Source organism: Allobosea sp. (assembly GCF_030695125.1).
Lineage (GTDB): Bacteria > Pseudomonadota > Alphaproteobacteria > Rhizobiales > Beijerinckiaceae > Allobosea.
Genome location: NZ_JAUYTP010000029.1, coordinates 436,737 through 456,974, shown reverse-complemented (window position 1 = coordinate 456,974; position 20,238 = coordinate 436,737). Strand labels below are relative to the sequence as shown.

The following is a 20,238-nucleotide window of genomic DNA, read 5'->3' as shown; positions in this document are numbered from 1 at the left end:
CGGCAGGACGAAGCGTCAGCCTTATCCTTAACCCTTCCTTCAAAGGGCCGGGCATAGAAATTTCGAGGGGGCAGCCGGAAGCGCTGTGCGCCAGTTGCGTTGAGGGCGTAAAGTTATGGACATCGCGACAAGCCTGGGAATCGTGCTGGGCGTCGGCACGATTGTCGCCATCGTCGCGCTGTCGGGCGGCGGCGCGGGGATGTTCCTCGATTCGCTGTCGATCGTCATGGTCCTCGGCGGCACCATCGCCGGCACGATGATCCGCTATCCTCTTGCCGTGATGCTCGCCGGCCTCCCGATGGGCGCGCGCTACGCCTTCACCAACAAGACCTCGACCCCGCGCAGCATCATCGACGAGATCACGCAGCTCGCCGACACCGCCCGCAAGCAGGGCGTGACCGCGCTCGAGAACGTGACCGTCTCGGAGCCGTTCCTGGCGCAGGGCGTGCGTTATCTCGCCGACGGCTACGACAAGGATTTCATCGTCAACACGATGGAACGGGACCGCGACAGTTTCCTGATGCGCCTCGATGCCGGCGCCAAGGTCTATCGCGCCATCGGCGACGCGGCGCCGGCCTGGGGCATGATCGGCACCATCCTCGGCATGATCATGATGTTCGCCAACATGTCCGACCCGTCCAAGCTCGGCGGCGCCATGGCGGTCGCCCTGCTGACGACGCTCTACGGCGCGGTGATTTCCAACCTGTTCGCCTTGCCGCTGGCCGACAAGCTCGCGGTCAAGCTCGAGGCCGAGGAGGTGATCCGTAACATCATCATCGATGGCGTCTTGCAGATCCGCGACAACAAGAGCTCGACGCTGGTCAAGGAGATGCTGGTGGCCTACCTGCCCGACCATCACCGCGCCGCCTTCGCGGAGGCCTGAGCCATGGCGCGCAGGAAGCCCCCTGCCGTTGCCGGGGCACCGGCCTGGATGACGACATTCGCGGATCTGCTGGCCGCGATTCTCGCCTTCTTCGTCATGCTGGCGGCCTATTCGACGCAGGACAAGGTGAAGATGCAGGTCATCGCCGGCTCGATGCGCGAGGCTTTCGGCACCCAGAAGGAAATCCGATATTCCGGCATCATCGAACTCGACGGGCAGCCAAAACGAACGACGATCAAGCATGTCGATCCCGTGATCTCGGATTCGCCGTCAGATCTGACAACACCGCAGGACATGAGCCAGAGCGACCCGACCCCGGCCTCTCCCGAGACCGCCCGCGTTTTCACCAGCGCCGCCGCCTCGCTGCGCCAGGCCCTGCGCGCCATGCCCGAGATCGCCGAACTGGCGACCAACATCATCATCAACGTCACGGATGACAGCCTGAACATCCAGCTCGTCGATCTGGAAGGCCGCTCGATGTTCGCTGAGAATGCGGTCCAGCCCAACGAGCGCGTGCGCCTGCTCATGCAGGCGGTCGCACCGACGCTCCGGCGCATGCCCAACAAGATCATCATCTCCGGCCACACCGCCTCGGCCCGCCCAGGCCATCCCGGCGAGCGCGACCAGTGGCCCCTGTCGGTCGGGCGGGCCATGGCCGTGCGCGACATGCTGGCCAATGCCGGAATCCCCGACGAGCGCTTCGAGTCGGTGACCGGCAAGGGCAGCAACGAACCGATGATCAAGGACAACCCCTATCTCGCGGTGAACCGGCGGATCTCCCTGACCCTCAAGGCCGACGCTCCGCCCTTGCCCGACGCCCTGAAGCCCTGAACAGGCGCTGCCTTGCCTGTTCAGGGCCCGAGCCATCCTGGGTCGAAACGCCGAGCGGCACTGCCCCACCCACCCAACCCTCCCCACCGCAAGCGGGCGAGGGCTCGATCCGCCCTCGCGGCCCGAGGCGGGTGCGGGCGATCGCCTGGCCGTCGAAATGCTTGCAACTTGACGGTCTTCAACCACAGTTGCATCAAGCATTCGCCCTGCTTGATTCGCTTTCCGGCGGGCAGGTCGATCTCAACCTGGTTTCCGAATAGTCACCCAAGATGATTTTTTATTCGGCGCCAGCCGCCCTCGGTTTTGTTTGACGTAGCGTTAGTTAGTATAGCGATCTGATATCTTGCAGGTTGCGGCCTCAATATTGCGTCAAAACTCGCGTATATTTGTTCTGCGTACAGCATCCCCTCGTTGAAGTGGATCGCGCTTTGTCCTGTGTCGGTGAGCGCCTGCTCGCTGACAGGGCAGGGACGTTTCCTCATCGGGATTTGGGTCGGATCTGAAGGAAACGGAGCGTCTTCGCCCCCCGAACTGCGGGTTGCGGTGTCTCCCCCGCCTGCGGTCGGCCCATCCTTCTTCAGAGTGTCCCCCCGCGTTGGGGACCGGGATTGACGCATGGATTTTGCAACCGGCCTCGGCATCATCGGCGGCATCGCCACGATCTGCGCGATCATCCTCATCGACGGCGGCAATTTCGGCGCCTTCTACGACAAGCACGCCGTCATCATCATCTTCGGAGGCGCGGCGGCGGCGACCATGGTCCGCTTCCCCTTCACTGTGATCGGCCATGGGCTGCCCATGGGCCTGCGCTTCGCCTTCACGATGCGCTCGATCCACCCGCGCGAACTGATCGACGAGATCACCCGGGTCGCCGATGTCGCGCGCAGGCTGGGGCCGGTCGCGCTCGAAAACGCCAAAGTCTCCGACCCCTTCCTGCAGCAGGGCCTGCGCTACATCGCCGATGGCTACGACAAGGAGTTCATCCGCAACACGATGGAGCGGGACCGCGACAACTTCCTGCAGCGGCTGGACGAGGGCTCCAAGGTCTATCGCGCGATCGGCGACTGCGCCCCGGCCTGGGGCATGATCGGCACCATCCTCGGCATGGTCACGATGTTTGCCAACATGTCGGACCCCTCGAGGCTCGGTCCCGCGATGGCGACCGCCTTGCTGGCGACCCTCTACGGCGCGGTCATCGCCAACATGGTCGCCCTGCCCCTTGCCGACAAGCTGCACATCAAGCTCGAGGAAGAGGAGATCTCGCGGACGCTGATCATCGACGGGGTCCTGCAGATGCGGGACGCCAAGTCGCCGACGCTGGTGCGCGAAATGCTGCTGGCCTATCTGCCGGACCATCACCGGTCAGACATGACCCCCACCAGTTGAACGGGGCTTCTGCAATGGTCGGACTCTGAACTCATGGAGAAGAGAAAGCGTGGCGGGCATGGTGGTCACGGCTGGTTCGTGACCTTTGCCGATCTGATGGCCCTGCTGATGGCGTTCTTCGTCATGGTGGCGGCCTATTCGAGCCAGGACAAGGCGAAGATGCAGATCGTCGCCGGTTCGATGCGCGACGCCTTCGGCAATCAAAAAGACATCCGGCTCGCCGGGATCGTCGAGGCCGACGGCATTCCGACCGGGCAGCATGTCAAGAGTTCCCGCCTGCGCCCGCTCGACGACGCCACCGACGCGCCCGGCCCGATCCGGAAAGCGCCCCATGACGACGGGCTGAGCCAGCCGACGCAGGACCGCGCCTATGCCCTGGCCGCGGCCTCGCTGCGACAAGCGCTGCGCGAGATGCCCGAGATCGCCGAATTGTCGCGCAACATCCTGGTCGAGGTCTCGGATGAGGGCCTCGACATCCAGCTTGTCGATCAGGAGGGCCGCGCCATGTTCGTGGAAGGCCGCAGCCAACCCAACGAGCGCATGCGCCGTCTGCTCGCGGCCGTGGCGCCGACCCTGCGTCGCATGACCAACAAGATCGCGATCACCGGCCATACCGCCCTGCCACGCCCCGGCGCCGTGCCGGAAGGCGATCCTTGGGACCTGTCGGTGGCCCGCGCCAGCGCAGTGCGCGAGATCCTGGCCAATTCGGGCGTGCCGAGCGACCGCTTCGCCTCCGTATCCGGCAAGGGCGACACCGAGCCGATGGTCAAGGACAACCCCTATCTGCCCTATAACCGCCGGGTCGGCATCGTGCTGAAAGCCGACGTCCCGCCGCTGCCGGCGGGGCTCAAGCCCTGACGCGCGCCGACGCTCGCGGCGTCAGAACTCGCGGCGCCAGACCTTACGGAGCCAGGATCAGCGCCCAGTAGACCTGATATTTCGAGCCCGGCGCATAGGCGGTCGCGATGCCCATGCGCGTCGCGCCCGGCGTCTTCATGACGCGGTCGTGCTGGGGTGAATCGCGCCAACCGGAGAAGGCTTCCGCCAGCCGCCGGTACCCCGCCGAGAGATTGGCCTCCGCACCCGCCTGCCCGTCGCGCACCAGCCTGGCCTTGACCGCCTCGGCCTGCGCCGGCTTGTCGGCCGCCGCCATCGCGCTGGCTTCCTGCTGCGCGGCGGCCACCAGAGCCGGGTCGAGCGTGAGCGTGTTGAGGCCTGCATTCAGCCGGTAGGCCGAGATCATGGCGCGGGCCTCGCCCGCATCGACGCGGGCCGAGGCCGAGCCGAGATCGCGGTAGAAGGCCGGCTGGCCGGTGCGGGCCGGTTCGGTGCAGCCTGCGACGCCCAGCAGCGCAAGCGCGCCCGCGACGAGCACGGGGCAGGTCATGGCGCGGGCTTTCGCCGCGCCGCTCTCGAGGCAAACCATCGCGTCATTCCTTGCTGTCGTCCTTGACCGGTTCCGGCGGTGCGGGAGCCGGCGCCGGCGTGTCCGCCGGCTCGGTGGTGTCGTCGTTGGTGGGCGCAGGCGAGGCCCGGCGCACCGACCGTACCGGAGCGGGTCTTCGGCTGCGGGCCGCGCCGGCCTGTCCGTCGCGGGAGACGGCCGCGGCAATGTCGCCGAGTGACTGCTCGACGCCTTCGAGCCCCTTGACCAGCAATTCCGGAGTCCCGGCGGCCGGTTCCATGTCCGTCAGCCGCTTGTGGATGGCGAAATTCAGGTCGCTGGTGACGCGCGCGACGATGTCGACCTCGGCCACGACGCAGATCAGCTCGAAGTCCATCGTCCCCGTGCCGATCTTCTTGAACATGATCGCCGGCGGCGGCTTCTGCATGACGTCGCCATGCGCGGTCGCGACCTCGTGCAGCATGCCGCGGACCTCGCCGGCATCGAGCGTGCGCGGCACGGACAGCGCGATCAGGATGCGCCCCGTGCGGTCGTTACGGACGCGGTTGCGCACCACGCCGGAGATCAGGTTCGAGTTCGGCACGATCACCGAGGAGCGGTCGAAGGTCGCGATCTCGGTGGAGCGGACATTGATCTTCTTGACGATGCCCTCGGCGTCGCCGACGACGACCTGGTCGCCCACCCGGATCGGCCGCTCCCACAGCAGGATCAGGCCCGAGACGAAGTTCGACACCACCGATTGCAGGCCAAAGCCGATGCCGACGGACAGCGCACTCGCGACCAGCGTCAGCCGTTCGAGACTCAGGCCGAGCGCCGACACGGCGAGGGCGACCGCCGCGAGGTAGCCGACATAGCCCGCCGCCGTGGTGATGGAGTTGCGCAGACCGGTGTCGAGCTGCGTGGTGGGCAGGAACTTGGCTTCCAGCCAGCTCTGCATCGAGCGGGTGGCGGTCAGGCCGGCGGCGAAAAGCAGGCCGGCGAAGATGATCGAGGACAGCGAGATCGTGACGCCGCCGACCTGGAAGCCGAAGAAGGCCGCCCGCAGCGAGCTGAAGAAATCCGAGGACTCCAGCCCCCAGGGCGCCAGCACGAGCTGGAAGGCGACCACGATCAGCATCAGCTTGATCACGCCGGTGCCGATCACCGCGATCTTGTCGAGCGTGCCGGCGCGGAAACCGAGTCCGGCCTTCAGCGTCAGCGCGAGCCGGCCCTTCCCGGTCATGGCGTGGGGGATGCCGAGATCAACGAGCTGGTAGACCAGGACGAAGCTGCAGGCGACCATCCCGATCCAGAGCACCTGCTCGGTCAGGAAGGAGGCGAAGACGACGTAGCCGCTGAGGACCGCCAGCGTGATCACCAGACCGATCAGCCAGCCCAGGATGCGGATGGGCCCGAGGCTTGCCCCCTCGACGGCCACATACGGCCCCAGGCAGGCCTCCTCCTCGACCTCCTGCCCATCGCGCAGCCGGTAAAGGCCGATCACCAGCGTCAAAGCGAAGAGGACGATCAGGACGCTGCGTAACAGGATCGAGACTGCCAGCCCCGCGGCGATCGCCGTCAGCCAGGCTTCCAGCACCTTGCTGACGGAGAGAACGAACGCCAGCGACGTGCCCATCCAGACGATGATGGAGGCTGTCGAATCCATCACGCTGACGAGCCGGCGCTGGGGCTGGCTCGGGGCGAACAGCGCATCGAGCAGAGCCTGGACGAAAGCCACGACGGCCAGTCCGGCGACGATCGCGGCGACGACCGGCTGGATCCGCAGCGGCAGCAGCCCGGCGGTGTTGAGCGCGGCATAGATCAGCCAGCTCGCCAGCGCGGGCGGCGCGGCCCCGGCGACCACATGGGCGAGCGCGATGTACAGGCAGTGAAGGCTGTCAGTGTCCTGCGTGTTGCCGAAGCGCGCCTTGAAGCGCGGCAGATAGCGGCTGCGCACATAGTAGAGCAGCGCCGCGCCGATGAACCCGAGCGCGACAAGCCCGCCGCGGACGCCCGCCATGGCATCGACCACGCCCGAGAGCCAGCCGCCGAAGATGTAACCCGAAGCGCGCAGATCCTCCGGGACGGTGGAGATCGCGCTGCCCCACATGTCGGGGTTGAACACGGTCGGCCCGGCCGCGAACAGGGCCCTGGCGAACAGCTCGCGGCGCCGGTCGCCGATCGCCGTCTGCAGCTGCTCGGCTTGGAGGAAGGCGGCCCGCGCGATCTTGCCCGTCTCGTCGGCGTCGGTGAAGGCCTTGAGCCTGGCCTCGCGCTCGCGCACCACCTCGGCGCTCTCGGGAGGCGCCGCGGCATCGGGTTTGGGCCCGAGCTGGTCGAGGCGCAGCTTGGCCTGTTCGACGCGCGGCGTCTGTTCCTCGATCAGCTGGCGCAGCTGGTCGAGCGAGGGCTGGAGGCGCACGCGCTGCCGCTGCAGTTCGGCCTCCGTCGCGGTCGGGGCCGCCAGCATCGCCTCGATCTGCGTCAGCTCCAGGCGGATCGCGTCGAGCCTGGCGCGCGGCGTGACGGCGTCGACCCCCGGCTGCTGCGCCAGGCCGGGCCCCGTCGCGACGAAGGCCGCAAACAGCATCGCCAGGACGACGAAGACGCCGCGCCAGGGGCGGAGCCTCGGGGAGGGCGCTAGCCCGGTGCGCGCAGCCATGCCGGTCCGGCCTCGCTTGGAAGGATGATTCGGTCTTGGACTGACCGTCGCCACAGCTCCGTTCCCAAGGCAAGCGCGACGCATGTGATCGGAGGGCAAGGGACGACCTGTCTGAGGCGGGGGACGGAGGAGCCTGTGCGCAAGGCTGCAACGAGATCGCGCGGCGCGCCGGCGCTTCCTTCCCCCGCAAACGGGACGTCATCATGGCAGCGCCGCCCGAAAGGCGTCTCGCCCCGCCGCCGCGATCCGGTCTAGCTCCCGGATTTCGACCGTCCGGAGCCCTTTTTCTCGTCGTCTTTGCCTTTGCCTTTATCCTTGCCCGCGCTGGGGGCCTTTGGCTTGGTGCGGTTGAGAAAGCTCGCATTGCCCAGCCCCGTGCCGATCGTGAGGACGGCCCAGTTCTCGACGTTCTGCATGGCCGGCATCTCGCTGAGACCCTGGATCACGGCGTCGTTGTGCATCGTCACCTGGGTCTCGTGCTCGCCGATCTCGGGGACGAGCGCGCGAATGCTGTCGACGAGGTTGAACCTGCTGCTCTCCCAGTTGCCGGGCAGATTCTGGGCGCCGCGCTCGATGGCGCCGTGCGGCTCGATCAGCCCGGGGCAGCCGACGCCGATGAACGGCGCGACGCGCAGGCCGTCCTTCTTCGCCTGCTTGATCTGGCCCTTGAGCATCTCGCCCAGCCGCTCGATCGCCTCGTCACGGCTGGGCTCGTCATCGGCATGACGCCACAGTTCCGACGATGAAACCCGCGCCTTGCTCAGATCGGGCGCCTTGTCCTGGCGCAGCTCGACGATGCCGGCCCGAATATTCGAACCGCCGATATCGACGGCGACGAGGCTGTCATAAGCCTCGAACATCCATTTCGGCGCGAGATGGGCGCTGCCGACCAGCCCCGCCTCGTCGGGGTGATGGCTGATCGGGACGAGGTCGATCGGATGGCCGTCCGTGCTCAGGATGATGCCGGCGCGGCCGATCGCGAGTTCGCCGACCCGGCTGTCGCGAAAGCCGCCGCCCACCACGATGCGCTCGACCTTCGCCCAGGTCTTCTGCCGCACGAAACGCCGGACCACGAAGGCGAGCGATTGCGCGAAGCTCTCGATCGCACTGAGTACCAGGGCCGCCTCATGCGGATCGCCGTCCCGCAGAAGCGCATCGAGCTCCGACTTGCTGACGGCCGCTGTCTCGCCCTTCAGCGGATCGGCGCGCTGTTCGCGAAAATGCTCCCGCAGCGCGTCGAGATGGGCGACGAAGGCGGAGCGGCTGGCCTTGTCGCCGATGAAGCCGTCGTCGTCGCGCACTTCGAGATTGTAGCTGGTGACGCTGACCGAGGGCAGCTCAGGTGAGCCATGCGGCCCCTGCGCGCGCGGCTCCCTGTTGCGTGGCGATCCCGCCGCTGTCGTGCCCATGTCGCTCATCCCCCGATATCCAACCCGCGTCGAGGGCAACCCTGATGGCGCTGCGAGGTTCCCCGCGTTTCTGTCCACGACGGCGCGAAACGCATGGCGCATCTGCGTCGGTCGCCGTTCTTTCGCCGCCATCGACGGTTGACCGGCCAACCCGTTCTCCGCTCCATGACGTTCTGCAAAAAGACGCCCTGACCCGGCGCATCAGGGGGCCGTCGCCAACGCGGCCCCGGGGGGATGAGATGATGGATTTCATGGTACGGGCCGTGCTGATCGGCGTCGGCGCCACGGTGCTGCTCGATCTCTGGGCGCAGCTCTTGAAGCGCGCCTTTGGCCTGCCGGCGCCGAACTGGGCGCTGGTCGGGCGCTGGTTTGCGCATCTGCCGCGCGGGCGCTTCGCGCATGAGGACATCGGCCGTTCCGAGCCCGTGCCCAATGAGCTCGCCATCGGCTGGATCGCGCATTACGCCGTCGGCATCCTGTTCGCCGGCATCGTGCTGGCGATCTGGGGCATCGGCTGGGCCGCCAACCCGACCTTCCTGCCGGCCCTGATCGTCGGGCTGGCGACGGTCGGCTGCGGCTGGTTCATCCTGCAGCCGGGCATGGGCGCGGGGATCGCCGCCTCGAAACGTCCCAATGCCAACACCGTGCGCCTGTTCAACATCATCGGCCACATCGTCTTCGCGATCGGCCTCTACGGCACCGCTTTGCTCATTCGCTGAGTCCCCACCCCATCCATCCCCTCCTCGTCGAGACACCTCATGGCCAGCACGCTCTTCACCAATGCCCGCATCGTCGATGGCACCTCGCCTGAGGCCGGCGCGCCCGTCAGCGTCCTCGTCGAGGGCGGCACGATCCGCGAGGTCGGCAAGGCCGTCACCTCCGCCAAGGCCAAGGTCGTGGATCTGAAGGGCAAGACCCTGATGCCGGGCCTGATCGACGCCCATGTCCATGTCGTCGCCGGCGTCGCCGATCTCGGCCGCAACGCGCAGCTGCCGGATTCCCTCGTCACCGCCCGCTCCTTCGTGATCATGCGGGATATGCTGATGCGCGGCTTCACCACGGTGCGCGATGTCGGCGGCGCCGATTTCGGCCTGAAGCAGGCGACCGAGGAAGGCCATTTCCCGACGCCGCGCCTGGTCATCTCCGGCAAGGCGCTGAGCCAGACAGGCGGCCATGCCGATTTCCGCGGCCGCTATGACGACGCCGCGACGCCGCTGACGCGCCACCGCCTCGGCGCGCTCGGGCGCATCTGCGACGGGCTCGACCAGGTCCGCCGCGCCGCCCGCGAGGAGATGAAGGGCGGCGCCGACTTCATCAAGATCATGGCCAATGGCGGCTGCGCCTCGCCGACCGACCCGATCCACTTCCTCGGCTTCTCGGTCAGCGAACTCGAGGCGATCGTCGAGGAGGCGCGGATGGCGGGCACTTATGTCTCCGCCCATGTCTACACCGACGAGGCGATCCGCCGCTGCGTCGAGGCCGGCGTCCACTCGCTTGAGCATTGCAACCTGATCGAGGCGGAGACGGCGAAGCTCGCCGCCTCGAAGGGCGCCGTCGCGGTGCCGACGCTGGTGACCTACGACAAGCTCGTCACCGACGGCCCCAAGCTCGGCTTCCCGCCGGATTCGGTCGCCAAGGTCGACGTCGTCCGCTCGGCCGGCATGAACTCGCTGGCGGTGATGAAGAAGGCCGGCCTCGCCATGGCCTATGGCTCAGACCTGCTCGGCGAGATGCACAAATACCAGTCCGAGGAGTTCGTCATCCGCGGCCGCGCCCTGCCGGCCCACGAGGTGATCGGCTCGGCTACCCACGTCGCGGCGAAGCTGCTCAAGCTCGAGGGCAAGATCGGCACGATCGCGCCCGGCGCCCATGCCGACCTGATCGTCGTCGACGGCGACCCGCTGAAAGACCTCTCGCTGCTCACCCGCCAGGGCAAGCACATCCCGCTGATCATGAAGGGCGGCGCCTTCATGAAGCGTGCCAGCCTGGGCTGAGGGCCACCGCGTCATGCTCGGGCGAAGACCCGAGCATCTCGTGATCAGATGTCTCCGGCGCCTCATTTGGCCGGAGATTCTCGGGTCAAGCCCGAGAACGACGCCCTGTCACCCCGCCAGGTCGAGCACCCGCGTCTCATAGGCATAGAGCTCCCGGAACCCGAGCGAGCGATACAGTCCCAGCGCGACCGCATTGGTCTGGTCGACCTGGAGATAGGCCTGCTGGCAATCCATGGCGCGGGCCCAGCCCATCAGGCCGGCGATGAGCCGCCGGCCGAGGCCATGGCCGCGATGGGCGGGATCGACCACGACGCTGCCGATCTCGGCCATGCCGCGCTCGGCGACGCTCATCCCGAAGGCGACCGGCTCACCCGCGATCAGCCAGGTCGCGAAGGCCGCCGGCAGCCGCACGCCTTCCACGATCGCCGCGAGCTTGCCGGCATCGGCCTTGATGCCGCTCTGGCGCGCCGCGACGCCGGCGATCCAGTCGGCGCTCGGGCGCGCCTCGATCTGGAGGTCGGGCTCGATCTCGGGCTCGATGTCGTCGAGCGCCCGGATCAGCCCGAAGGAGGCGTCGCGCACGGCATAGCCGCGCGCCTTCACCATCGCCAGCGTCGCCTCGCCGACCAGGGGCGTCAGGCGGATGCAGGGCGGCAATCCGTCTGAACGATAGAGCTCCTCGATCAGCGTCAGCGTATCCTCGTCGAGCTCTGCGCCGGGCTTCAGCGGCGAGGCGGAATTCGCCCGGCCCGAATAGCCGCCTGCGAAGCGCACCACCCAGTCGTCGATCAGCAGCGTCGCCGGCGAGGGCCAGGCATTGACGATGCGCCGCTCGCAATCGAGCATCAGGGCGAGATCGGTCCCCGTTCCTTCATCCGCCGCCATCGCCGTTATCCCTGCCCCGCCTTTCGCGGGGTCGGCCGCCAGCCGGGCGGCGCCATCTCGAAGCCTTCGAAGGAAAAACCCGGCGCCACGGTGCAGCCGACGAGCGTCCAGGCGCCCAGCGAGGTCGCGCTCTGCCACCAGCCGGCCGGCACCACGAATTGCGGCCGCTGCCTAGCCGCGAGGTCGCTGCCGAGATGATGGGCGGAGGCGTCATGCCCATTGGGGGAGACGCTGATCACCAGTGGCGCGCCGGCATAATGGTGCCAGATTTCGGCCGCGTCGCAGCGATGCCATTCCGAGGTCTCGCCCGTATCGAGCAGGTAGTAGATCGCGGTTCCGACGCTGCGCCCGTCGACCTCGCGCGGGTCGCGAAAGGTCTCGCGGTAATGCCCGCCCTCGGGATGGGGCTTGAGCTCGAGGAGCCGGATCACTTCTTTGGCGGTCAGTCCATTCAGGGTCATGACAGAGCCCCTCAGAACCGGTTCTTGGCTTCGCGCAGGGCGGCGAAGACATCGCCTGGCGCGGCGCCTGCGAGCCCGACCGCTGCCGCCAGCGCGGCCTCGCCCGCCCGGAAGAACGGGTTGGTCGCGGCCTCCTCGGCCACGCTGGTCAGGGCCCAGAAGTGCCCCTCCGCCTTGGCCGCCTCGGCCTCGGCGAGCTTGGCCGCGAGCACGGCATTGGCAGGCTCCATCGCCGCGGCGAAGCGGGCATTGGAGAGGGTATAGTCATGCCCGCCGAGCAGGCGGGTGTCGCCGGGCAGCGCCATCAGCCGCGACAGCGAGGTCCACATCGCCGCCATCTGGCCCGGCTGGACGCGCCCGCAGCCCATCACGAAGACGACGTCGCCGACGAAGGCGAGCTTCGCGCTGCGCGAGACGAAGCTGAGATGCCCGGGGGCGTGCCCCGGCGTGTGCCAGATTTCGAAGTCGTCTCCCCCGAGGCGAACGATGTCGCCCTCGCCGACGACGCGATCGAGCGGGGCCGAGGCCGCCGCATCGGCCGGCCCGCAGACTGTCGCGCCCGTCGCGCGCTTCAACGCGGCCACGCCCTGGGTGTGGTCGGCATGGGCGTGGGTGACGAAGATGTCGGTGATCGCCCAGCCCTTGGCTTTCGCCTCGGCCAGGACCTGCCCGGCATCGGGTGCGTCGACCGCCGCGCAGGCGCCCGTGGCGGGATCGCGGATGAGCGCGCCGGCATTGTCGCTGAGCGTGCGGAAGACGTGGAGATCGAGCGGCATGGGGTTCTCCGGAACGCGGCTGTCTTTCGGAGATAGCGAATGGCGCCAGCCGAGGCCAGCCTCGCCGGCGCCGGCGCTGTCATGAGCTGCCATGGCTTGCCCTTGCGCGCGGGCGCGCAGCACCACATCTTCCGCCTGCATGCCCCTCGACGTCGCCGATCTGCGAGCCTTCTATGCCAGCCCGCTCGGCCATGTGGCGCGGCGCTTCATCGGCACGGCGATGCTGCGCTTCTGGCCCGACTGCGCGCGCCAGCGCGTGCTGGGGCTCGGCTATGCGACGCCGTATCTCTCCGTTCTGGGGCTCCAGGCCGAGCGCGTGATCGCCTTCATGCCGGCGGCGCAGGGCGTGGTGAACTGGCCATCCTGCGGCCTGTCCGCTTCGGCGCTGGTCGAGCCGACGCTGCTGCCCCTGCCGACGGCCTCGGTCGACCGGGTCGTCCTGGTCCATGCTCTCGAAGAGACGGAAAGCCCCGACGATCTGCTGGAGGAGGCGGGCCGCGTGCTCTCGCCCGGCGGGCGGATGATCCTGGTCGTGCCCAACCGGCGCGGGCTCTGGGCGCGCATGGACGGCACGCCCTTCGGTCAGGGACGCCCGTTCAGCCGCTCGCAGATCGAGGCGCTGATGCGCGCGGCCGAATTCGCCCCCGAAAACTGGACGGAGGCACTCTATGTCCCGCCCTTGCGGCGTCGGCTGATGATGCGGTCGGCCGCCGCCTGGGAGCGCTTGGGCGCCGGGCTTTCGCTGCCGTTTGCGGGCGTCCACGTCATCGACGCGACCAAGCAGGTCTACCGCCGGATTCCGCTGCGCGCGACCCGCCGCAGCTTCGCCTTCCGCCCGATCCTGCTGCCTCAGCCGAGCCCGACCCGGCGCACCGACGCTCACCGCGACGGCGCGCCGCCGGGTTGACAAAAAAGCCGGGGCGCGGCCAAGGTCCGCCGCTTTTCGCGAGCCCGGTCCCGCATGACGCTTGACGCGCCGAGGACCGCCCCGGCGCGAAACCTGAATTGGATCACGATGCGAAGCTACCTGGATTTCGAGAAGCCGGTCGCCGAACTCGAGGCGAAGGCGGATGAGTTGCGGGCCCTGGACGCCAAGGGCGAGGGCTATGCGCTGGCCGATGAGATCGGCCGGCTCGAGGCCAAAGCCGGCCAGGCGCTGAAGGATCTCTACGCGTCGCTGACTCCGTGGCAGAAGACGCTGGTCGCGCGCCATCCGCAGCGCCCGCACTTCAAGGACTACTGCGCCGCCCTGATCGAAGAGTTCACGCCGCTGGCGGGCGACCGCACCTTCGGCGAGGACGAGGCAATCGTCGGCGGCTTCGGCCGCTTCCGGGGCGAGCCCGTCTGCGTCATCGGCCAGGAGAAGGGCGATTCGACCGAAACCCGGATCCGGCACAATTTCGGCATGGCCAAGCCCGAGGGCTACCGCAAGGCGGTGCGCCTGATCGAACTCGCCGGCCGCTTCGGGCTGCCCGTCCTGAGCTTCGTCGACACGGCGGGCGCCTATCCGGGGATCGAGGCGGAGGAGCGCGGCCAGGCCGAGGCGATCGCCCGCTCGACCGATGCCTTCCTGGGGCTGCGCACCCCCAGCGTCGCGCTGGTGATCGGCGAAGGCGGCTCGGGCGGCGCCATCGCGATCGCGGCCGCGAGCCGGGTGATGATGCTGGAGCATGCGATCTATTCGGTGATTTCGCCCGAAGGCGCCGCGTCGATCCTGTGGCGTGACACGGGGCGGGCGCAGGATGCCGCCACCGGCATGAAGATCACCGCTCAGGACCTGCTGAAATTCGGCATCATCGACCGGATCGTCAGCGAACCGACCGGCGGCGCCCATCGCGATCCGCAGATTGCGATTGGACGCGCCGGCGACGCCCTGGCTTCGGCCCTGTCCGACATGGCCGGGCTCTCGCCCGACGACATCGTCGATCGGCGGGCGGAAAAGTTCCTCGCGATCGGACGCAGCCTCTGAGCCTTCGGAGCGGAGGCCTGCCGCCGCCCGGCGAAGACCGGGGCATTTAACCAGGCTTTGACCATGTGGCCTTGATCGGGGGGGCTGTGGTAAGGAAGCCTCAAGGCTAACGTATCTACAACGGGGCGGCGGGCACAATTTGGCCGTCTTGCGAAGTCAAGTGTCGTGCCTCTGGCCGGCCGTTCGATGGGATTGACGACGTGGCATTCAAGCACCTCGCGCTGGTAGCTGTCGTGGCGTTGACCGTGGCGGCCTGCGAAGACGACCGTTATCGCGGCTCGGCCCGCCACCACATCCCGATTCCGTCTGCGACCTACGCGCTCATGTCCGAGAAGGGCATGAGCAAGGACCAGCCGATCCTGATCCGCTCCTACAAGAAGGAATCGGAGCTCGAGATCTGGAAGCGCAAGCCCAACGGCCAGTACGCGCTGCTGAAGACGTTCCCGATGTGCCGCTGGTCGGGTCAGCTCGGCCCCAAGATCCGCGAGGGCGACCGGATGGCGCCCGAGGGCTTCTATGCGATCAGCCCGGCACAGATGAACCCGAACTCGGCGTTCTATGTCTCGTTCAACATGGGCTACCCCAACGCCTTCGACCGCTCGCATGGCCGCACCGGGTCGCATCTGATGGTGCATGGCGCCTGCTCCTCGGCAGGCTGCTATTCGATGACCGACGACCAAATCGGCGAGATCTATGCGCTGGTGCGCGAGGCGCACAACGCCGGCCAGAAGGCGGTGCAGATGCAGGCGCTGCCGTTCCGGATGACGCCGGAAAACCTCGCCAAGCACCGGCTCGACACCAACATCGCCTTCTGGAAGAACCTGAAGGAAGGCACCGATTATTTCGAGGTCACGCGCGACGAGCCGCAGGTCGGCGTCTCCGGCGGGCGCTACGTCTTCAACGGCAACACCAGCGATCCGTCGGTCGCGCAGGCCTTGCAGCAGAAGCGCCAGCAGGACGAGGTCCAGGTCGCCGCGCTCGTCGCCAAGGGCACGCCCGCGATCAAGCTGATCTATGACGATGGCGATCAGCACAATTCCTTCAAGCGCACGCTCGTCGCCAACGGGTCCGATACGCTCAACCGCTCGGTCTCCTGGGCCTCGCGCGATGTCGGCATCAGCCGGCCCGACGCGCTGACCAGCGGCCCGCGTGTCGTCGTCCTCGACGACAGGGGCAAGGCCAAGGCCACGATCCGGGCTGAATCGGCCGATAACGAGGCCGTGCTGGCCGCCGTCTCGGCCGCAGCCGAGCCCCCGGCCGCCAAGGTCGAAGCGGCCAAGCCCGATGCGGTCAAGCCCGAGCCTGCGCGGGCCGATACCCAGCCGGCCGCGACGCAACTCGCCAAGGTGCTGCCGGGTGCCGCCACGCCGGCTCCCGTGACGACCGGATCGTTTGGAACGGCTTCGGCCGAGAGCGAGCCGTTCTACCGGCGCGCCCTGGGGTTCGTGCCGCTCTTGGGCGGCAGCAAGCCGGCCGAAGCGCCCGGCTCGGCGCCCGTCGCCTCGGTCGTGCCGACGACGCCGACCAATGTGCTGGCGCCTCTGCCGCCTCGCCGTTCCGACAAGCTGCGCACGACGCAGCTGGATCTTCCGGCGGCCGCCTTCGCCAGCCAACCGACCACGCGCTGAGAGCGATGCGCCCCTACCGGTGGTTGTGACGAAAATACAACTTCGTCCTGTTTCGTCGGCTCAGCCTTTGTCTGAGGCATCAAGGCCCCGCTTTGCGGGGCCTTTTGCTTAAAATCGCGACAGGCTGCCAAAAAGCTCGTCTTGCCGAATGTGGCGAACGGCCGCCTTCTTGATGGCGGAAATGCGCGAGCGTTCGCGCCTGCCTTCGCACGGAGCAGATCATGGCTTTCGATTTCGTCCGGTCTTCCCTCACTGGCCTGACCCTGTCGCTGGCGGCTTTCGCCGGGGCGGCCCAGGCCTCCGATCTCCCCAGCCGCAAGGCTGCGCCGGCCGCGCCGATCCCGCCGAGCATCACCTGGATCGATGCTGCGATCAGCATCAAGGGCGTGACCGACTACAATTTCCGCGGTATTTCGCAGACCGACCGCAAGCCGGCGATCCAGGGCGGTGTCGAACTGCAGTTCTATGACAACCTGTTCTATATCGGCGTCTGGGGATCGAATGTCGATCTCGCCACCAATCCCCCGGCCGAGGTGGATTTCACGGCGGGTATCCGGCCGAAATTCGGCCCCGTCAGCTTCGATTTCGGCGTGATCCAGTACTATTATCCCGGGGAGAAGCGTTTCATCGATTCGCTTGGGGTGATCTGGACCCCGCGCAATACGGACTTCACCGAAGTCGTCGGCAAGGTTTCCTATAACTGGGACGACAAGGTCGTCGTCGGCGCCAACGTCTTCCACGCCTGGGACTGGCTGGGAACTGGCGCGGCCGGTACCTACGCGTCGGCCACCGCCAAATACAACCTGCCCTTCATCGAAGGTTTGTCGGTGTCAGGCGAGTTCGGGCGCTACTGGCTCGGCACGACCAACACCAATATCGCCTTCCCGGTGCCGATCCGCCTGCCCGACTACAATTATTGGAATGTCGGGGTGTCCTATACCTACAAGAACCTGACGGCGGACGTCCGCTATCACGACACCAACCTGTCGAAGACCGAATGTTTCACGCTGACCTCCGATCCCCGCGGCATCAGTCGCGGCAATGCGGGCGGCGGCTTCACCTCGAACTGGTGCAACCCGACGGTGGTCGGCACGCTCTCCTTTGACATCACCGCGAGCAGCATCGGCATCTTCGCTCCCGCGAAGTAACCTCTGGCCATCCGCCCGACATCAGAAATGGCCGCTCGGCCGCGACCTATCGCGCCAGCGCCGTTGCGATGCGGCGCATCATCTCGCCGACGGCGTCGCATTCGGTATCGCTGAGGACCTCCATCATCGCCTCGAGCCGGGCGACATGGATCGCCATGGCCTCGTCGGTCAGTTTCGTTCCCTGCGGGGTCAGCCAGAGCCGCCGGACGCGACGGTCCGTCTCGTCCGGGCGGCGTTCGATCAGGCCGCGGCGTTCGAGCTCGGGCAGCAGCATGCTCATCGCACTGCGGCCGACGAGCAGCTTCTCGGCCAGGGCCTGCTGCGTCAGTCCCGGGACATGAGCGATGTTGGCGAGAACGTCGTAATGCGCGACCTGGATCCCCAAGGGCGCGATCGCCTCGCCGAAGACCTTCTTCCAGAGCTGATGGACGCGCGCGACCGCGAGCCAGTTGCGAAAGCGCGGCAGGTCCCAGGGCCGCAGAGGGGGAGCTTCGCCCGCCGCGCGCTCTTGCTTTTTGTTCATGGATGAACATACTCGTTCAGGGCTGAACAAAATAGGGTCGCCGCCATGGTCTTGTCGCTCCTCCCTCTGCTCAAGCCGTTCAACCGCGCCGTGAGCGCGGTCGCGCCGGCTCTCGCCGGCCGGCTGGCTTTCCGCGCCTTTTGTACACCGCTGCGCCCCAAGTCGCGAGCCGGTCGCGGACCGGCGACCAAGCCCGCCTCGGCGCGCCTGGCAGGAGCGGCCCGGGTCTCGGTGCCGTATCCGTGCGGCTCCGTATCGGCTCATGTCTTCGAACCGGGAGCGGCGGAGGCCGGCGTGCCCCGTGCCTCGGTGATCCTGCTGCATGGCTGGACCGGGGAGGCCGCCTTCATGAGCGCCTTCGTCCAGCCGCTGCTGAGGGCCGGGTTCAGGGTCGTGACCTTCGATCTGCCCGCGCATGGTGAATCCACCGGGATCGAACTCAATCTGCCGATCGGGGTGGCGAGCCTTGCGGCCGTGGCGCGCGCCTTCGCCCCGATCCACGCGATCGTGGCGCATTCGTTTGGCGGGTCGATCGCGCTTGCCGCGCTGGCCGGGACGGTGCCGGCCCAGCCGCGCGTCAGCGCCGCCCGGCTGGCGATGATCGCACCGCCATCGTCGATGGCGCAGGTGGCGCGGGGGTTCGGCGCGGCGTTCGGCCTGGGTGGCCGGGGGCAGGCGGCGATGGAGGCGCGCATCCACAATGTCGCCGGTGTCCCGGTCACCGCCTTCGAGGGCCGGGATCAGCTTGCGCTGTTTGGCAGGCCGTCGCTGGTCGTGCATTGCCGCGACGACAAGGAGGTGGCGTTTTCTCACGCGCAGGCGCTGGCCCAGGCCGGGCCTTTCGTGAGGATCGAGGCGATGCAGGGGCTAGGGCACCGCCGTATCCTGCAATCGCGCCAGGTCGCCGCGATCGTGGCGGATTTCGTGGCCGGGCGGGCTGATGCCCAGCCCGCTCAGACCCAGCCCTGCAACTCGCGGCGCACCACGGCCTCGATCGCATCGACACCTTCGGGAGAGTCGTTCAGGCAGGGCAGATAGGCGAACTGCTTGCCGCCATTGTGCATGAAGATTTCGCGGTTCTCGACATCGAGCTCTTCCAGCGTCTCCAGACAATCCGCCGAGAAGCCCGGCGCCACGATCGCCATCGACTTGACGCCAGACGAGGCCAGCGACTTCACCGTCTCGTCGGTATAGGGCTTCAGCCACTCGTCGGGCCCGAAACGCGACTGGAAGGTCAAGCGGAAGCGCTCGCGGCTGTATCCGAGTTCCTCGCGCAGCAGCCGCCAGGTCTTGGCGCAGTGGCAATGATAGGGATCGCCCTTGAGCAGGTAGTCCTTCGGCATCCCGTGGAAGGAGCACAGGATCACCTCCGGGTCGAAATCGAGCTTGGCCAGCGAGGCGCGCATCGAATCCGCCAGCGCTTTGATATAGGCCGGATCGTCGTGATAGGGCGGCGCCACCCGCACGGCGGGCTGCCAGCGCATCGTCATCAGCGCGCGGAAGGCCTGGTCGCAGGCGGTGGCCGAGGTCGGCGCCGCATATTGCGGGTAGAGCGGCACCATCAGGATGCGGTCGCAGCCCTGGGCGAGCAGGGCCTCGAGGCGGCTCTTCACATCCGGCAGGCCGTAGCGCATCGCCCAGTCGAAGACGATGCGCTCGCCATGGTCGGGCGCCAGGCGCGCCGCGACCTGCTCGGTCTGCGAGCGGGTGATCGTCTTCAGCGGCCCCTCGTCGCGCTCGTTGTTCCAGACGGAGGCGTAGTCCTTGCCCTTGCGGCTGGGGCGGGTTGTCAGGATCACGAGGTTGAGCAGCGGCCACCACAGCCAGCGCGAGGTCTCGATCACCCGGCGGTCGGAGAGGAATTCCTTGAGATAGGCCCGCATCGGCCAGTAGGTCGTGCCCTCGGGCGTGCCGAGATTCATCATCAGCACGCCGATGCGCCCGGTCTTGACCGGCGGATGGTCGGGCGGGAGCACGCTGGCGTGCTGCACGGGGGCCGGCTTGGTCTCGACTGTCATCGCAGATGTCCTTCAGGCATCGGCCCCGGAAACGCGAGCGCGGTTTCCGGGGATGGCCGATGGGCAAACCATAGGCCTGCAGCGCGTCATCCCATCTGGCAAGGGACCACGGGCCGCAGGCGTGATTTAGACGAGTTAGCGGTTTCGTCCAGTCTCGGCAAAGGGGTGCGACACTGGAGAGCCGAGGACGGCGCGGCAAAGTGCGGGGATGCCGAAAAGTGTCGGGTCCTGCTGGTCAGACTGGCGCGAGCTTTGCTACTCTGGAGCCGTTCTCAAGCAGA

19 protein-coding genes are annotated in these 20,238 nt (G+C 67.7%); 11 read left to right on the top strand and 8 right to left on the bottom strand.

Translation table 11 applies throughout. The features are described from left to right. Nucleotides 1–115: 115 nt before the first annotated feature. The 4 genes from Q8S38_RS10605 to Q8S38_RS10590 all read left to right on the top strand — a co-directional run bounded on the left by Q8S38_RS10605 (nt 116) and on the right by Q8S38_RS10590 (nt 3,958). Nucleotides 116–883 carry a motility protein A gene (locus Q8S38_RS10605; RefSeq protein WP_305680381.1) on the top strand — a complete coding sequence of 256 codons (768 nt, stop codon included), beginning with the start codon at nt 116–118 and terminating at the stop codon, nt 881–883. 3 nt (nt 884–886) lie between these two features. Continuing rightward, the gene (locus Q8S38_RS10600; protein ID WP_305680380.1) at nt 887–1,714 is read left to right on the top strand and encodes an OmpA/MotB family protein; all 828 of its coding nucleotides are present in this window, start codon (nt 887–889) and stop codon (nt 1,712–1,714) included. A gap of 615 nt (nt 1,715–2,329) precedes the next feature. Beyond that, a complete protein-coding gene (locus Q8S38_RS10595) occupies nt 2,330–3,100 on the top strand; it encodes a motility protein A (protein WP_305680379.1) in 771 nt (256 codons plus the stop codon). A 33-nt stretch (nt 3,101–3,133) separates the two neighbouring features. Continuing rightward, nucleotides 3,134–3,958 (top strand): OmpA/MotB family protein, encoded by an 825-nt coding sequence (locus Q8S38_RS10590; RefSeq protein ID WP_305680378.1) that lies wholly within the window; start codon nt 3,134–3,136, stop codon nt 3,956–3,958. A gap of 43 nt (nt 3,959–4,001) precedes the next feature. Here Q8S38_RS10590 and Q8S38_RS10585 read toward each other — a convergent pair whose 3' ends face one another. From Q8S38_RS10585 to Q8S38_RS10575, 3 genes are all read right to left on the bottom strand, one after another. Then, nucleotides 4,002–4,526 carry a CAP domain-containing protein gene (locus Q8S38_RS10585; protein ID WP_305680377.1) on the bottom strand — a complete coding sequence of 175 codons (525 nt, stop codon included), beginning with the start codon at nt 4,524–4,526 and terminating at the stop codon, nt 4,002–4,004. Between the two features lie 4 nt (nt 4,527–4,530). Then, nucleotides 4,531–7,146 (bottom strand): DUF3772 domain-containing protein, encoded by a 2,616-nt coding sequence (locus Q8S38_RS10580; RefSeq protein ID WP_305680376.1) that lies wholly within the window; start codon nt 7,144–7,146, stop codon nt 4,531–4,533. A gap of 251 nt (nt 7,147–7,397) precedes the next feature. Next, nucleotides 7,398–8,555 carry an ROK family protein gene (locus tag Q8S38_RS10575; protein WP_305680512.1) on the bottom strand — a complete coding sequence of 386 codons (1,158 nt, stop codon included), beginning with the start codon at nt 8,553–8,555 and terminating at the stop codon, nt 7,398–7,400. Nucleotides 8,556–8,794: 239 nt separating this feature from the next. On the opposite strand from Q8S38_RS10575, the gene Q8S38_RS10570 reads away from it, so the two are divergent. Further along, nucleotides 8,795–9,274 carry a DUF2938 domain-containing protein gene (locus Q8S38_RS10570; protein ID WP_305680375.1) on the top strand — a complete coding sequence of 160 codons (480 nt, stop codon included), beginning with the start codon at nt 8,795–8,797 and terminating at the stop codon, nt 9,272–9,274. Between the two features lie 39 nt (nt 9,275–9,313). Continuing rightward, on the top strand, nt 9,314–10,549 hold the full coding sequence (locus tag Q8S38_RS10565; RefSeq protein ID WP_305680374.1) for a metal-dependent hydrolase family protein: 1,236 nt from the start codon (nt 9,314–9,316) through the stop codon (nt 10,547–10,549). Between the two features lie 108 nt (nt 10,550–10,657). On the opposite strand, the gene Q8S38_RS10560 is transcribed toward Q8S38_RS10565, so the two are convergent. Genes Q8S38_RS10560 through gloB form a run of 3 tightly spaced genes read right to left on the bottom strand, consistent with a single transcriptional unit; the run spans nt 10,658 to nt 12,671 of the window. Next, nucleotides 10,658–11,434 carry a GNAT family N-acetyltransferase gene (locus Q8S38_RS10560; RefSeq protein WP_305680373.1) on the bottom strand — a complete coding sequence of 259 codons (777 nt, stop codon included), beginning with the start codon at nt 11,432–11,434 and terminating at the stop codon, nt 10,658–10,660. Nucleotides 11,435–11,439: 5 nt separating this feature from the next. Then, complete coding sequence (locus Q8S38_RS10555; protein ID WP_305680372.1) at nt 11,440–11,895, bottom strand: cupin domain-containing protein; 456 nt, start codon at nt 11,893–11,895, stop codon at nt 11,440–11,442. An 11-nt stretch (nt 11,896–11,906) separates the two neighbouring features. Further along, nucleotides 11,907–12,671 (bottom strand): hydroxyacylglutathione hydrolase, encoded by a 765-nt coding sequence (gloB, locus tag Q8S38_RS10550; protein ID WP_305680371.1) that lies wholly within the window; start codon nt 12,669–12,671, stop codon nt 11,907–11,909. Between the two features lie 139 nt (nt 12,672–12,810). Between gloB and Q8S38_RS10545 the strand changes: the two genes are divergently transcribed. The 4 genes from Q8S38_RS10545 (at nt 12,811) to Q8S38_RS10530 (ending at nt 17,416) form a co-directional block, all read left to right on the top strand. Then, nucleotides 12,811–13,578: a class I SAM-dependent methyltransferase gene (locus Q8S38_RS10545; protein WP_305680370.1), complete on the top strand. Its 768-nt coding sequence runs from the start codon at nt 12,811–12,813 to the stop codon at nt 13,576–13,578. Nucleotides 13,579–13,686: 108 nt separating this feature from the next. Beyond that, nucleotides 13,687–14,640, top strand: coding sequence for an acetyl-CoA carboxylase carboxyltransferase subunit alpha (locus Q8S38_RS10540; protein ID WP_305680369.1), 954 nt, complete (start codon nt 13,687–13,689; stop codon nt 14,638–14,640). A gap of 200 nt (nt 14,641–14,840) precedes the next feature. Beyond that, complete coding sequence (locus Q8S38_RS10535) at nt 14,841–16,268, top strand: hypothetical protein (RefSeq protein WP_305680368.1); 1,428 nt, start codon at nt 14,841–14,843, stop codon at nt 16,266–16,268. A gap of 221 nt (nt 16,269–16,489) precedes the next feature. Then, on the top strand, nt 16,490–17,416 hold the full coding sequence (locus Q8S38_RS10530; RefSeq protein ID WP_305680367.1) for a TorF family putative porin: 927 nt from the start codon (nt 16,490–16,492) through the stop codon (nt 17,414–17,416). A 46-nt stretch (nt 17,417–17,462) separates the two neighbouring features. On the opposite strand, the gene Q8S38_RS10525 is transcribed toward Q8S38_RS10530, so the two are convergent. Continuing rightward, nucleotides 17,463–17,939: a MarR family winged helix-turn-helix transcriptional regulator gene (locus Q8S38_RS10525; protein WP_305680366.1), complete on the bottom strand. Its 477-nt coding sequence runs from the start codon at nt 17,937–17,939 to the stop codon at nt 17,463–17,465. Nucleotides 17,940–17,984: 45 nt separating this feature from the next. Between Q8S38_RS10525 and Q8S38_RS10520 the strand changes: the two genes are divergently transcribed. Further along, nucleotides 17,985–18,977, top strand: a complete 993-nt coding sequence (locus Q8S38_RS10520; RefSeq protein WP_305680365.1) for an alpha/beta fold hydrolase — start codon at nt 17,985–17,987, stop codon at nt 18,975–18,977. Here the strand turns inward: Q8S38_RS10520 and hemH are convergent. Next, a complete protein-coding gene (hemH, locus tag Q8S38_RS10515) occupies nt 18,893–19,957 on the bottom strand; it encodes a ferrochelatase (RefSeq protein ID WP_305680364.1) in 1,065 nt (354 codons plus the stop codon). The two genes, Q8S38_RS10520 and hemH, sit on opposite strands and share 85 nt — an antisense overlap. Nucleotides 19,958–20,238 lie beyond the last annotated feature (281 nt).

Coding starts and splice junctions, on each gene's coding strand:
- Q8S38_RS10605 (WP_305680381.1), top strand. CDS start 116: ATGGACATCGCGACAAGCCTGGGAATCGTGCTGGGCGTCGGCACGATT.
- Q8S38_RS10600 (WP_305680380.1), top strand. CDS start 887: ATGGCGCGCAGGAAGCCCCCTGCCGTTGCCGGGGCACCGGCCTGGATG.
- Q8S38_RS10595 (WP_305680379.1), top strand. CDS start 2,330: ATGGATTTTGCAACCGGCCTCGGCATCATCGGCGGCATCGCCACGATC.
- Q8S38_RS10590 (WP_305680378.1), top strand. CDS start 3,134: ATGGAGAAGAGAAAGCGTGGCGGGCATGGTGGTCACGGCTGGTTCGTG.
- Q8S38_RS10585 (WP_305680377.1), bottom strand. CDS start 4,526: ATGGTTTGCCTCGAGAGCGGCGCGGCGAAAGCCCGCGCCATGACCTGC.
- Q8S38_RS10580 (WP_305680376.1), bottom strand. CDS start 7,146: ATGGCTGCGCGCACCGGGCTAGCGCCCTCCCCGAGGCTCCGCCCCTGG.
- Q8S38_RS10575 (WP_305680512.1), bottom strand. CDS start 8,555: ATGGGCACGACAGCGGCGGGATCGCCACGCAACAGGGAGCCGCGCGCG.
- Q8S38_RS10570 (WP_305680375.1), top strand. CDS start 8,795: ATGATGGATTTCATGGTACGGGCCGTGCTGATCGGCGTCGGCGCCACG.
- Q8S38_RS10565 (WP_305680374.1), top strand. CDS start 9,314: ATGGCCAGCACGCTCTTCACCAATGCCCGCATCGTCGATGGCACCTCG.
- Q8S38_RS10560 (WP_305680373.1), bottom strand. CDS start 11,434: ATGGCGGCGGATGAAGGAACGGGGACCGATCTCGCCCTGATGCTCGAT.
- Q8S38_RS10555 (WP_305680372.1), bottom strand. CDS start 11,895: ATGACCCTGAATGGACTGACCGCCAAAGAAGTGATCCGGCTCCTCGAG.
- gloB (WP_305680371.1), bottom strand. CDS start 12,671: ATGCCGCTCGATCTCCACGTCTTCCGCACGCTCAGCGACAATGCCGGC.
- Q8S38_RS10545 (WP_305680370.1), top strand. CDS start 12,811: ATGCCCCTCGACGTCGCCGATCTGCGAGCCTTCTATGCCAGCCCGCTC.
- Q8S38_RS10540 (WP_305680369.1), top strand. CDS start 13,687: ATGCGAAGCTACCTGGATTTCGAGAAGCCGGTCGCCGAACTCGAGGCG.
- Q8S38_RS10530 (WP_305680367.1), top strand. CDS start 16,490: ATGGCTTTCGATTTCGTCCGGTCTTCCCTCACTGGCCTGACCCTGTCG.
- Q8S38_RS10525 (WP_305680366.1), bottom strand. CDS start 17,939: ATGAACAAAAAGCAAGAGCGCGCGGCGGGCGAAGCTCCCCCTCTGCGG.
- Q8S38_RS10520 (WP_305680365.1), top strand. CDS start 17,985: ATGGTCTTGTCGCTCCTCCCTCTGCTCAAGCCGTTCAACCGCGCCGTG.
- hemH (WP_305680364.1), bottom strand. CDS start 19,957: ATGACAGTCGAGACCAAGCCGGCCCCCGTGCAGCACGCCAGCGTGCTC.